11 protein-coding genes are annotated in these 12,394 nt (G+C 72.5%); 8 read left to right on the top strand and 3 right to left on the bottom strand.

What is annotated here, in order from left to right:
• Positions 1-59 precede the first annotated feature (59 nt).
• From AB0M79_RS08185 to AB0M79_RS08165, 5 genes are all read left to right on the top strand, one after another.
• Positions 60-1,160, top strand: a complete 1,101-nt coding sequence (locus AB0M79_RS08185) for an FAD-dependent monooxygenase (protein WP_364209429.1) — start codon at positions 60-62, stop codon at positions 1,158-1,160.
• A gap of 397 nt (positions 1,161-1,557) precedes the next feature.
• Positions 1,558-4,560, top strand: a complete 3,003-nt coding sequence (locus AB0M79_RS08180; RefSeq protein WP_364209426.1) for a glycosyl hydrolase — start codon at positions 1,558-1,560, stop codon at positions 4,558-4,560.
• 131 nt (positions 4,561-4,691) lie between these two features.
• A complete protein-coding gene (locus AB0M79_RS08175) occupies positions 4,692-5,288 on the top strand; it encodes an isochorismatase family protein (RefSeq protein WP_364209423.1) in 597 nt (198 codons plus the stop codon).
• 7 nt (positions 5,289-5,295) lie between these two features.
• Positions 5,296-6,264: a DJ-1/PfpI family protein gene (locus AB0M79_RS08170; protein ID WP_364209420.1), complete on the top strand. Its 969-nt coding sequence runs from the start codon at positions 5,296-5,298 to the stop codon at positions 6,262-6,264.
• Between the two features lie 159 nt (positions 6,265-6,423).
• A complete protein-coding gene (locus AB0M79_RS08165; protein ID WP_364209417.1) occupies positions 6,424-7,365 on the top strand; it encodes a DUF559 domain-containing protein in 942 nt (313 codons plus the stop codon).
• A 152-nt stretch (positions 7,366-7,517) separates the two neighbouring features.
• On the opposite strand, the gene AB0M79_RS08160 is transcribed toward AB0M79_RS08165, so the two are convergent.
• Together AB0M79_RS08160 and AB0M79_RS08155 are read right to left on the bottom strand one after the other, a co-directional pair.
• A complete protein-coding gene (locus AB0M79_RS08160) occupies positions 7,518-8,342 on the bottom strand; it encodes a serine/threonine-protein kinase (protein ID WP_364209912.1) in 825 nt (274 codons plus the stop codon).
• A gap of 185 nt (positions 8,343-8,527) precedes the next feature.
• Complete coding sequence (locus tag AB0M79_RS08155) at positions 8,528-8,887, bottom strand: STAS domain-containing protein (protein WP_357539328.1); 360 nt, start codon at positions 8,885-8,887, stop codon at positions 8,528-8,530.
• A gap of 336 nt (positions 8,888-9,223) precedes the next feature.
• Here AB0M79_RS08155 and AB0M79_RS08150 point away from each other — a divergent pair, with 336 nt between their 5' ends.
• From AB0M79_RS08150 to AB0M79_RS08140, 3 genes are all read left to right on the top strand, one after another.
• Positions 9,224-9,625 carry a VOC family protein gene (locus AB0M79_RS08150; RefSeq protein WP_364209414.1) on the top strand — a complete coding sequence of 134 codons (402 nt, stop codon included), beginning with the start codon at positions 9,224-9,226 and terminating at the stop codon, positions 9,623-9,625.
• 370 nt (positions 9,626-9,995) lie between these two features.
• Positions 9,996-10,142 carry a hypothetical protein gene (locus tag AB0M79_RS08145; RefSeq protein ID WP_357539330.1) on the top strand — a complete coding sequence of 49 codons (147 nt, stop codon included), beginning with the start codon at positions 9,996-9,998 and terminating at the stop codon, positions 10,140-10,142.
• Between the two features lie 176 nt (positions 10,143-10,318).
• Positions 10,319-10,717: a hypothetical protein gene (locus AB0M79_RS08140; RefSeq protein ID WP_364209410.1), complete on the top strand. Its 399-nt coding sequence runs from the start codon at positions 10,319-10,321 to the stop codon at positions 10,715-10,717.
• Between the two features lie 78 nt (positions 10,718-10,795).
• On the opposite strand, the gene AB0M79_RS08135 is transcribed toward AB0M79_RS08140, so the two are convergent.
• Positions 10,796-12,262, bottom strand: coding sequence for a type II CAAX endopeptidase family protein (locus AB0M79_RS08135; protein ID WP_364209909.1), 1,467 nt, complete (start codon positions 12,260-12,262; stop codon positions 10,796-10,798).
• Positions 12,263-12,394: the final 132 nt, after the last annotated feature.

The following is a 12,394-nucleotide window of genomic DNA, read 5'->3' as shown; positions in this document are numbered from 1 at the left end:
GCTCACCCTAACAACTACACCCGTAGTACCAGCAACTACATCCGTAGTACGGTGGCGACATGAGCGAGCGGGATGGCACGACACGGTCGGCAGCGATCATCGGCGGCGGCATCGGCGGCCTCGCCACGGCGATCCGGCTGCACCGCGCCGGGTGGGCCGTACGGGTCTTCGAGCGCTCGCCGCACCGGGACCCGGCCGGCACCGCGCTCGGCATGTGGCCGCAGGCCCTGCGTGCGCTGGACGCCCTGGGGCTCGGGTCCCGGGTACGCGAGATCGGCGCCCCACAGCGCGGCGGGTCGCTGCGGCGGCCGGACGGCAGCACGATAGGCCACATCGACACGGCCGCCATGGTCCGGCGCAGTGGCGACACCGTCCACCTGATCTCCCGCCCGGCCCTGGTCGGCCTGCTCACCGACGCGCTGCCGGCCGGAATCGTCGAACTCGGCACCGCGGTGACGAACGGGAACGGGCGACGGGACCTGGCGACGCTGCGCGCCACCCACGACGTGGTCGTGGTCGCCGACGGCATCTTCAGCCAGACGCGTACCACGCTGTTCGGGCCGGCGAGCCGCCCGCGCTACGTGGGCGCGACCGCCTGGCGCGGCACGGTCGACGGGACGGTCGAGGCGCTGACCGAGACGTGGGGGCCGGGCCGGCGGTTCGGCACCACGCCGCGCGAGGACGGCCGGACCAACTGGTACGCGACGCTGCTCACCCCGGAGGGCACCCGCTTTCCGGAGGGGGATCTGGCGGCACTGCGGACCACGTTCGCCGGGTGGCACGAGGGGGTACGGCGGGTCCTCGACACCGTCTCGCCGGACGAGATGCTCCGCCACGACCTCTACGACCTCGACCGTCCACTGCGGACGTACGTCGACGGCACGGTGGCGCTGATCGGCGACGCGGCCCATGCGATGACCCCGGACCTCGGGCGCGGGGCCTGCGAGGCGCTCATCGACGGGGTGACGATCGCCGACCGGCTGGCCGGGACCGACGACGTGCGGGCCGCCCTGGCGGCGTACGACCGGGAGCGGCGCCGGCCGACACAGCGGCTGGCCCGGACCGCCCGGCTGATGGGCCGGATGGCGCAGGCCCGACGGTTCACCGGGGTCCGCGACGTCGCCGTACGCGTCGCGACGGCGTTCGGCCCGCCGGCCTGACCGGCGGCTTTTCAGTTCGCAGGCAATGGCGATGCGTTAACAATTAACGATCCCCCCGGACAAAGCTCGACCCGGGCCGCCGGCTTTCCTTTCCAGGGCGTGACGCGACGTACGACCACCGTTGCAGAGAGCGCTCTTACACAAACCTTCATGAACCCCGTCGACCACCCGGAGTCCTCTGGTCAGCAGCGCTCGGAGGTTTGTGAGAGCGCTCTCTGAGCAGAGTTATATCCGCTCCGGCCGATGCTGTCAACCGAGCCCCAAGTCCGGCTTAGAAATCCGTTAAACATGACCCTCGGACATTGACAGACGACCCTGCCCTCTGGTCACCTCCATGCAACGGTCAGTTAATGCGTTCGAAATTCGATCCCCGTTGCGTCCCACCTCCGGAGGCACCATGAGCCCGACCGTCCGTCACGACACGCCCGGCGGCGGCCACCGCCGCGGCGTGCGTGCCCGGGCCGGCCGTCCCGCCGCCCGATGGCGCGGCATCGCCGCCGCCCTCACCGTCACGCTGGCCGCCACCGGCCTGTCGTTCACCATGCTGCGCAGCGCCGACGCCGCCACGATCGGCGCCGGCAGCTACGCCACCAGCCGCCCGGCCGGTGCTCCCGCCCCGGTCGCCTGCGGCAACATCTCCAACAACCCGCGGCAGTACGTCACCGGCAACGCTCCCGCCGGTGCCGTACCGACCAACGACTGGTGGTCGTCGCTGCTGTTCAAGCAGCAGATCGGTAGCTGCCAGCACTCCGGGCCGCTGCACGCCCACCCGATGTCGTTCCAGCCGGAATCCGGCGGGCTCGGCGTCTCCTACACCACCGAGGCGGCGATCTCCGGCAGCGCGACCGGTGTCGGCGAGTACCACTACCCGTACACCCGCGAGTTCACCCTCGGCGTCGCCGGCCTGAACTCCCCCGACACCAAGGTCGACGGCTGGACCGACTGGACCGTCACGCCGTACTGGTCGGACGGTGCCCGCACGCTCAAGGCGACCATCGGTCACGGCCTGCCGTTCGTCTACGCCCAGGTCACCGGCGGCGACGCGCAGCTCAGCTTCCCCGGCACCCCCACCGTCTGGTCCAACAGCGGCAACCGGGTCGGCTTCTCGATGCGCGGCCACGACTACGTCGCGTACGGCCCGACCGGTTCGACCTGGACGGTCAGTGGCACCACGATCCGGTCCAACCTCGCCGGTCGCGGCTACTTCTCGGTCGCGCTGCTGCCGACCACCCCGTCGACGTCGGCGACCGACCGCACGAACCTCGCCAACACGTACGCGACGTACGCGCACCGGCACGTCACCGGCACCCGCGTCGCGTGGAACTTCAACCAGGCGACCAGCACCGTGAACGCGACGTACACGTTCACCACCACCGCCCGGGAGGGCTCCGGCGGCGGCACGGTGATCTCGCTGTACCCGCACCAGTGGAAGAACCTGTCGGGTGGCTCGACGATCGCCCAGACGTACGTCTCGCCGCGCGGCCCGATGCGCAACATGGTCGGCGCGTCGTCGTTCACCACCGCGATCAAGTACCACGGCGTGCTGCCGGAGCTGCCCGCCGTCGCCACCAGCAGCGGCGCCGACCTGGCCACCCTCGGCGGCTATCTCGACCAGCTCGCGTCCGGCGACCCGTTCGCCGGCTTCGGCAACGACACCTACTGGACCGGCAAGGCCCTCGGCCGCGCCGCCCGCGGCGTCGAGATCGCCGACCAGCTCGGCCGGACCGCCCAGCGCGACCACCTGCTGTCGGCGATCCGGGCCCGGCTCAACGACTGGTTCACCGCCTCCACCGGCAAGACGCAGCGGCTCTTCGCCTACAACCAGGCGTGGGGCACGCTGGTCGGCTTCCCCGGCTCGTACGGCTCGGACACCGAACTCAACGACCACCACTTCCACTACGGCTACTACATCGCCGCCGCGGCGACCCTGGCCAAGTTCGACCCGAACTGGGCCAGCCAGAGCCAGTACGGTGGCATGGTCAACCTGCTGATCCGCGACGCCAACAACCCCGACCGCAACGATTCGATGTTCCCGTTCCTGCGCGACTTCGACATCTACGCCGGCCACGACTGGGCCTCCGGCCACGGGGCGTTCTTCGCCGGCAACAACCAGGAGTCGTCGTCGGAGGGCATGAACTTCGCCAACGCCCTCATCCAGTGGGGTATCGCCACCGGCAACAACACCATCCGCGACGCCGGCCTGCACATCTACACCACGCAGGCGCAGGCGATCCAGGAGTACTGGTTCGACTCGGCCAACCAGAACTTCCCGGCCGCGTTCGGTCACTCCACGGTCGGCATGGTGTGGGGCGACGGCGGCGCGTACGCCACCTGGTTCAGCGCCGAGCCGGAGATGATCCAGGGCATCAACATGCTGCCGATCACCGGCGGCTCGCTCTACATGGGCTACCGCCCGGCCTACATCGGCACCAACTGGGACGAGCTGGTACGCAACAACGGCGGCCAGCCGACCGTCTGGCAGGACATCCTGTGGTCGTTCCGCGCCCTCGGCAACGGCGACGCCGCCCTGTCCAGCTTCCGGGCAAACCCGAACTATCCGGTCGAGGAGGGCGAGAGCCGGGCCCACACGTTCCACTGGATCCGCAACCTCGCCGCGCTCGGCAACGTCGACACCACGGTCACCGCCAACCACCCGCTCTACGCGGTGTTCAACAAGAACGGTGCCCGCACCTACGTGGCGTCGAACATCACCCGCAACCCGATCACGGTCACCTTCTCCGACGGCCGCACCCTCACCGTCGCCGCCGGCAAGACCGCGACCACCGGGGCGTTCACCTGGAGCGGCGGTAACGCGGGCGGCGGCGTCAACCCGACCAACCCGCCGACCACTCCCCCGCCGACGACGCCGCCACCGACCACGCCGCCACCGACCACGCCGCCACCGGTCGGCTCCAACAAGCTGTTCGTACGCTCCGCCGGAGCGCTGTCGACCAGCGCGGGCGGCGGGGCCACCACGGTCACGCTGCCGGCCGCCAACGGCAACTGGGACGGCACCCCGAACAACCAGGTCACCCACCGCATCTGCGGGCTTCGTGGCTCGCACAGCGGGTCGACGCAGTTCGCGCTGCACGTCGACGCGGGGACCGCGGTCGGCGCCGGGGTCCAGGCCCGGGTGTCGTACGACTTCACCGGCACCGGCAACTACAGCCGCGTGGAGACCTATCACTACTTCGCCACCGACCCGATCGCCGGCACCGAGACGTACACCCAGGCGGCCGGGCTGCGCTCGTCGTCGGGATCGTTCGCCGCGATGAACAACGGCTGCGTACGGCTGGAGTTGTGGAACGCGATCGGCAGTGCGCCGACCACCGTGCGCGTCGACGCGACGGCCGCCCAGGGCGGGCAGTCCACGGTGACCGTGCCGTTCGCGCTGTCCTGACCCGCACCTGAAGTACGGCGGGAGGCCCTGGCCAGGGCCTCCCGCCGTCGTCGTGCCGGCTGACCGGATCCGTCCGGTGCGCGGCATGATGGTGTCTTCCGGGCAGGTCGATCGGGGGCGAGGCTCACCGCATGGGAAACGCACTCGTCGTGATCGACGTACAGGAGTCCTTCCGCCGGCGGCCGCTGTGGTCGACGATCTCGAACCAGGCGATCGTCGAGCAGGTCGACCGCCTGGTGGCCGCCACCCGCGCCGCCGGTGACCTGGTCGTCTGGGTCCTGCACAGCGAGCCGGGCAGCGGCACGGTCTTCGATCCGGCCAGCGGCCACGTCCGGCTGATGGACGGCCTCGTCCCCCGCGACGGCGAACCACTGATCACCAAGACCTCGCACAACGCGTTCACCACCACCGGGCTCCAGCGACTGCTCACCACCCGGGGCGTCCGCGCCCTGACGATCGCCGGCATCCGTACCGAGCAGTGCTGCGAGACGACCGCGCGGGTCGGCTCCGACCTCGGCTTCGACGTCACCTTCGTCACCGACGCGACCGCGACCAACCCGATCCCGCACCGGGACGCGCCGGCCGACCTGTCGGTCACCGAACTGCTCGCCGACCCGCGCACCCTGCACCCGCGGGACATCGTCGCCCGTACGGAGTACGCGCTCGCCGGCCGGTTCGCCACCATCCGCACCGTCGCCGAACTGACCGGCGCACCGACGGGCGGCTGACCGGATCGTGTCCCGGGTCGTCTTCCTGCTGCTGCCCCGGCTGCACCTGCTCGACCTCGCCGGTCCGGCCCAGGTCTTCTCCACCGCCGCCCAGCTCGGCTACGACTACCGGCTGAGCTACGTCGCGGAGCAGGAGGACGTACCCACCGCACAGGGGTTGCCGGTGCGGGCCGGCACGGTCTGGCCCGACCTGGACCCGACGGACCTCGTCGTCGTACCCGGCTGGCGGGCGCCCACCCTGCACCGCCACGGACACGTCGGCCCGGCGACGATCCGGCGACTGACCGATCACCACGCGGCCGGCGGCACCGTGGCGAGCGTCTGTGCCGGCGCCGCCCTGCTCGGCCGGGCCGGTCTGCTCGACGGGCGACGCTGCACCACCCACCACGACCTCCAGGACGAGCTGGCCCGGTGCCATCCCCGGGCCAGGGTCGTCCGCGACGTGCTGTACGTCGTCGACGACCGGGTGGTGACCTCGGCCGGCATCGCCAGCGGAATCGACCTGGCACTCCACCTCGTCGCCGTCCGGCACGGCCCCGCGGCCGCCGCCCGGGTCGCCCGGTCGATGGTGGTCTACGCCCGCCGCAACGGCGACGAGCAGCAGGCCAGCACGATGCTGCGGCACCGCGGGCATCTCAGCGACGTGGTACACCGGGCACAGGACCTGATCGACGCGCGGTTCACGCAACGGCTGCCACTGGCCGCCCTGGCCGCGAGTTGCAGGGTCAGCGAACGCACCCTGACCAGGCGGTTCACGGCCGCGACCGGGTTGACCCCGCTGCGCTACCAGCACCTGCTCCGGCTGGAACGGGCCGAGCACCTGATCGGGCACGGCGCGACGGCCGAGGCGGCGGCCCGCGCGGTCGGCTTCGAGGACGCCCGGATGCTCCGCCGCCTCCGGGCCACCCGCCCAGCGCCAGTCCACTCCACACCCCCGCCCAGCACGCCGCCCGGCGCGCCGCTCCACGCGCCGTGATCATCAGTCGTTTCCCGGCAGCCCGGCGGCGTGTCGCACAGTTCGACGACTGATGATCGAGCACATTCGGCGCCGTCGTCCACAGGCTGGCCAGCCCCTTGTCCACAGGCGCATGATTCCGCTGTCTCCGGCTCCCTCGATCGTGGCACCGTCGATCGAGTGCATCCTGAACTCCAGCTCTTCGTGGACCGGTGTGGTGGCCTGGTCAGCCGCGCCCAAGCCAGCCAGGTCGTTCCGGTCTGGAGCCTGGACGGCGCCTGCCGGGCCGGTCACCTGCGCCGGGTACTCCCGGGCGTCTACCTGGACGCGGCGCTCCTGCCCGGTCCGGTCGGGAACAGGAAGGGTCTGCTGGCACACCTCGACCGTGATCTGGCCCGCCGCGTGGCGGCCGCCTACCTTGCCGGCCGAGGAGCGTTCAGTCACACGACCGCACTCGACGTATGGGGGCTCCGGCAACAGGCGACCGGCGAGGCGATGCATCTCAGTGTTCCGGCGGGAGCCGGCATCCGCAGCCGCCCCCATGTGGTGGTCCACCAACGCCAGAACCTGGTGGTGCTGAACCGGCGGGGCGTGCCGGTCACCCGGCTCGAGCAGACGCTGGTCGACGCCTGGCCGCTGCTGCCGGCGGTCGATCGGGCGGCACCGGTGATCCGCGCGGTCAACGACCGGCGCACGACCCCGGGCCGGATCGCCGACGTGCTGGCCGCAGCGCCGAGGCTCGCCGGCCGCGCCGAGCTTCGTACGCTGCTCGACCGGCTGGCCGCCGGCTGCCGCAGCGCGCTGGAGATCTGGGGGCACGACCATGTCTTCACCGGGCCGGGAATGCCACGGTTCCGGCGGCAGACGCCGATCCGGCTCGGTGGACGCACCGTCTATCTCGACGTGTACGCCGAACGGGAACTGCTCGACATCGAACTCGACGGGGCCGCGAGCCACGACGATCCCCGGCAGCGTGAGATCGACCTGCGCCGCGACGCGCTGCTCGCCACCGTGGGCATCCTCGTGGTGCGGTTCTCCCACCGGCGGCTGCGGCAGGAGGCCGACGCCGTACGCCGGGAGGTCCTCGCGATCCTGGCCAGCCGGCGGGCGGCCACCGGCTGACGCGGCCAACGGCTGTCGCGGGCGAACGGATGACGCACGCCGGCTGGTTGGCGCGGGCCGACGGATGACGCCGGGACAGCGGATGACGCCGGGGCGGCAGAACCGGTGGCGGCACGGCAGAACCGGTGGCGGGGCGGCGGAACCGGTGGCGGTCAGACACCGGCCAGTGGCACGTGCCAACGGCCGGCCGGGGCGGGCGCCCGGCCACCGTCCGGTATGGAGCACAGGGCCAGGGCGACGGCGGCGCTGTCCGGGCGATCGGTGGCCCGCTTCGCCATGCACGCGCGGCACAGGTCCGCGATCGCGGACGGCAGCCCGGGTACGGCGAGTACCGGCGCGGGGGCGAGCGCCGGCAGCCGTACGGCGGCCGGCATCCCGCCGGGGCGCACCCCCGGGTACGGCGAACGGCCGGTCACCATCTCGTAGAGCAGCACGCCAAGGGCGTAGACGTCGTCGGCCGGCCGGGCGACGCCGGGCCCGGAAGGCACCGGGGTGTCGAGCGAGGTGGCCAGCCCGAAGTCGATGATCTTTATCCCGGCCCGGGTCACCATGACGTTGTCCGGCCGTACGTCGCCGTGGACGACGCCGCGGCGGTGCGCGACGGCGAGCACGTCGGCCACGGTCGCCGCGATCCGTACCGCTTCCCGCCAGGGCAGCGGTCCGCCGGCCAGCCGGACGGCGAGCGGGATGCCGTTGAGGAGTTCCAGCACCACGTAGGGCAGGAGGGTGCCGTCGGGCAGCGGCGCGTCGCCGTAGTCGTAGACGCGGGGGACGCTGGGGTGGCGCAGCCGATCGGTGATCATCGCCTCCCGCCGTACGTTGCCACGGGCGCGCGGACTGTCGGCCATCGCGGGGGCGAGCACCTTGACCGCCCGGTTCTCCGCCGAGTGCGCGTCGACGGCCTGGTAGACCATTGACACACCACCGCGGCCGATCGGGCCGAGCAGGACATAGCGTCGGACGAGAGCGGTGCCCATCCGTAGCCATGTCACGGAGGGACTATTTCGCACCGCGCCGGGCGGGACAAGGGCGCCGGGCCGCGCCGGGCGCACCGATCCGCCGGGGCGGATCGGGTGAGGATCATCCCGGCGGATCGGGTAGGGAACCGCCCGGCGAACCGGGCAGGAACCGCCCGGCGGATCAGGTGCTGATCGCGGGCGGGTCAGCCGGTCGGTAGCTGGGTCTGGGCCGCGCCGGCGAAGTAGGGCTCGGGGGCGCCGAAGAGCCCGAGAAGGCCGGTGACCCAGAGCTGCCGGTGCACGAAGCGGCTGGGCTCGGTCACCACGAGTTTGACGCCGCTGACCTCGGCGGTCTGGAAGCCGGCCACCATGGCGCTGATGCCGACCGAGTCGATGAACTTGACCTCGCGCATGTTGAGCTGGATCCGGGTCGGTCGGCTCTTGGCGAGCACCGAGGCGACGGCTTCCCGGACCTCGTACGCCGAGTCGACATCGATCTCCCCGTTTGGAGCGATCTCCACCACTCCACCGGGCAGCGTCGACGTGACGATCGACAGGCTCACGCGATCACCTCCACTCACCCGCAACCGGGTGCCTCGTCAGTACGCAGGCCGCGACCGAGAGTATTCCTCCCCCGTTGCAGCCGCTACCCCCGGGGTCCCTGGGTTTCCCCGGAACTACCCCGGCGCAGAATCTGCCCATACCAGGACAGGCGGCGACATATTTCCCCGTGATTGGTTCTCTCAAACCGGCCCTTGCGCACCCCACACTAACCGGTCGGCCGATCGACCCGCCCGGGCGGCGGCCAGGTCGGTCCCGCCGCCCAACCCCCGGTCGGGCAATCCGCCAGCGGCCGGCACGCCGGGCGGCGAGGATGCGCGAGAGGGGAGGAGCAGCCGGTGATCGAGATCGAGCGGGTCGACCACCTCGTCCTGACCGTCGCGGACATCGACCGTACGGTCGGCTTCTACCGCCGGGTCCTCGGCCTGCGCCCGGTCACCTCCGGTTCCGGCCGGCGGGCACTCGAGTTCGGCAACCAGAAGATCAACCTGCATCAGGCCGGCCGGGAGGCGACACCGGCCGCCCACCGCCCGACTCCGGGCTCCGCGGACCTGTGCCTGGTCAGTCGGGGACCGCTCGCCGACGTCCTGGCCCACCTCGCCGCCTGTCGGGTACCGGTCGAGGAGGGCCCGGTCGAGCGCACCGGCGCCGTCGGCCCGATGGTCTCGGTCTACCTGCGCGATCCCGACGGCAACCTGATCGAGATCTGCTCCTACGCCGGCCCGGCCACCCGGCACTGACCGATTGACGGGGCGAACGGCGTCCGCGGGGCCGGTCAGACCCGCACGGACACCGCGCCGAAAGCCCGCCGGCCCCGTCGTGCGGGTGCCCGTCCACGGACTTTGGAACCTTAGAGGTGCCGGCCACGGCACCACCCCGGCGGTGTCGCCCGGGGTGACCTGTCCCACCAGGCACACCCCGCTCCCCCGGTGTCCGCCGGCCGGTCGCCCGTCCCCCGACCACCCGATCGCGCGCCCTGACCTGCCCTGGGTACGACGTCCGGTTGACGGGGTAAGGAATGGCGGCGTCCGTACCGGGTCGGACCGGGTGGGTCGGTTGCCCGCCCGCACTAGCATCGGCCCCGACGGTCCACCGACGATGGAGGACACGATGTTGAAGAAGCTGCTCGGTCTCGCCGGTGTGGGTGCGCTGCTGGCCCTGGTACTGGCCTGTGGTTTCGGTCCCGCCGGGGACGACGACGATGACGATGACGATGATGACTTCGCCGCCCGCCCGGCGGTCGTCTCGATCCGCTGACCCGACCTCCCGCTCCGGGCAATCCCGCCCGTACCGGCTGAAACACCCACCAGACGACCCGCCCGGCGCGGGTTTGCCGCCGTACGCGGGCGGGCACCTCCGAGTCACGAAACCGCGCCGAACTGACGCCTCTGTCCGAAGTGGCTACTTCGTTCGGCACCCGAGGAGGTAGCACGATGTTCGGAACCAACCTTCTGGATCGCCGCAGCAAGCCCGAACGGATCGCCGACCAGGCGTGGCAGCATCTCAGCTCGGTCCTCGACAGCGCCGGCGACACGGCGCGCTCGGCCGGCCGCGGCACTGCCCACTTCGCCGACGAGGCCGGCGACCGGGTCGCCACCATGGCCGACGAGGCGTGGCACCGGGCCGGTGCGGCGTTCGACGCCCTCGCCGGCCGGCGTACGACCTCGTCGCTGCCGTGGGCCTGGATCATCGGCGCTGGTGTGGTCGGTGCCGCGCTCGGCTGGGCCGTCGGCACCGCCGCCCGGGCGGCCGTCGCCCGTTCCCGCGACGACCACGACGAGCGGATCGAGTTCGTCGACGCCGACCGGCCGGGCGGCGTACCCGCCAAGTAAGACGCCGACCGGCCGGCGGCGTACCCACCAGGTAGGCGGCCCCGCTCGGCGGCCGAGCCCGGCCACGATCCTGTCCGCTCAGTGACCGACCGGCAGATCGGGTCCGGCGTCGGCGTTCCCGGCCTCCGCCGGCCGGCGCGGCGCGCCCGGCGCCGGCCCGTCGACCGGCGGCACCGGACCGGGTGGCATTGGCGCCGGTGACACCGGACCGGGTGGCATTGGCGCCGGTGACACCGGACCGGACAGCACGGGACCGGACAGCACAGAGCCGGGCGGCATCGGTCCGGACGGAACCGATCCGGGTGGTGGCCAGCCCGGCCCCGGCGGCCAGCCCGACCCCTGCACCGGCCACGGATAGTGCTGACCGGGCAGTGGCGGCGGCCCCACCGGGGCACCCTGCTGCCCGGCCGGCCAGGGGTACGGCTGCCCCGGCAGCGGCGGATACCCACCCCCGGCAGCCGGCGGATACCCGGCTCCGAACGCCGGCGGATACCCTCCGCCCGCCGGCGGATAGCCCGGCCCGGACGCCGGCGGATACCCTCCGCCCGCCGGCGGGTACCCCGGCCCGGACGCCGGTGGATACCCGGGCCCGAAGGCCGGAACGGGCGGTGCGCCGGCGGGCACGGGGACGGCCAGCAGGGCCGGCGAGGCCAGCGTCACGAGCCCGCGCCGGCCGGCGAGCCACAGCACCACCAGCGCGAACCCGACACTGACCACCGAGTCGACGACGGCGAGCTGCCACGGCGCGTCGGCCAGCGTCTCGTCGGCCTCCAGGGTTCCGGTCGCGGCCGAGAACCCGAACGCGACCACGTTGTTGACCACGTGCAGAGCGACCGCGGCCTCCAGGCCGCCGGTGCGTACGGTCAGCCAGCCGGTCACCACTCCCATGACCGTCAGGCTCGCGAACCCCCACGTGGTGCCCCAGCCGTGGGCGGCGGCGAAGAGCACCGCCTGCACCCCGATCGCCGGCCACGGGTTGCGCAGGAACGCGCCGATCGCCTGGACCAGCCAGCCGCGGAAGACGTACTCCTCGGCCGCCGCCTGGAACGGCACCAGGAGCAGCACCATCGCCATTCCGGCCAGGAAGACCGGCCACCCCACCCAGCCGCCGAGGGTCAGCTCGAAGTCGTCGCCGGCGCCGGTCGCCGCGGCCAGGGCCGAGGCGCCGAGCAGCAGGGCACCGACCGCCGGTACGGCGACCAGCACGCACACGCCGAGCCAGCGCCAGCGCAGCCGTCCGGTGACCGACGACACCGTTCCCGGGCGGCGGCGCTGCACCGCCCACGCGGCGAAGTACACCACCGGCAGTGCGACGGCGATGCTGAGCACCAGCAGCGCGGTGTCGGGGATCGGGCCGAAGTCGTACCAGCCGTCGGCGTCGCGGGGCGCGTCGGTGAGCAGGCTGACCGCCTCGGCGACGGCGAACAGCAGGCAGTTGAGCGCCAGCAGGCCGCCGAGCACGAGCAGCGTGCCGAGTACGGGACGCCACCAGCGGTGCCGGGCGGTGCGGGCCAGCCGGTGGTAGGCGATTCCAGGCGGGGGCATGGTCACCCCGCAAGCATCCCCGGTACGGGCACCGCCCGACAGCCCGGTACCGACCGGCGCGTACTGCGACCGAGGACACGACCAGCCGCACTCGGCCACCCCGGGTCGCGCGCCTTTTCTATCGTCGTACCC

The sequence above is a fragment of the Polymorphospora sp. NPDC051019 genome, assembly GCF_040683055.1.
Taxonomy (GTDB): Bacteria; Actinomycetota; Actinomycetes; order Mycobacteriales; family Micromonosporaceae; genus Polymorphospora; species Polymorphospora lycopeni.
The sequence above is the reverse complement of the archived record's forward strand: the minus strand, read 5'-3'. Positions and strand labels throughout refer to the sequence as shown.

What these genes read in the sequence shown, in the direction of transcription:
- AB0M79_RS08175 (WP_364209423.1), top strand. Translation starts at nt 4,692, where the DNA reads ATGGGAAACGCACTCGTCGTGATCGACGTACAGGAGTCCTTCCGCCGG.
- AB0M79_RS08140 (WP_364209410.1), top strand. Translation starts at nt 10,319, where the DNA reads ATGTTCGGAACCAACCTTCTGGATCGCCGCAGCAAGCCCGAACGGATC.
- AB0M79_RS08145 (WP_357539330.1), top strand. Translation starts at nt 9,996, where the DNA reads ATGTTGAAGAAGCTGCTCGGTCTCGCCGGTGTGGGTGCGCTGCTGGCC.
- AB0M79_RS08185 (WP_364209429.1), top strand. Translation starts at nt 60, where the DNA reads ATGAGCGAGCGGGATGGCACGACACGGTCGGCAGCGATCATCGGCGGC.
- AB0M79_RS08180 (WP_364209426.1), top strand. Translation starts at nt 1,558, where the DNA reads ATGAGCCCGACCGTCCGTCACGACACGCCCGGCGGCGGCCACCGCCGC.
- AB0M79_RS08135 (WP_364209909.1), bottom strand. Translation starts at nt 12,262, where the DNA reads ATGCCCCCGCCTGGAATCGCCTACCACCGGCTGGCCCGCACCGCCCGG.
- AB0M79_RS08160 (WP_364209912.1), bottom strand. Translation starts at nt 8,342, where the DNA reads ATGGGCACCGCTCTCGTCCGACGCTATGTCCTGCTCGGCCCGATCGGC.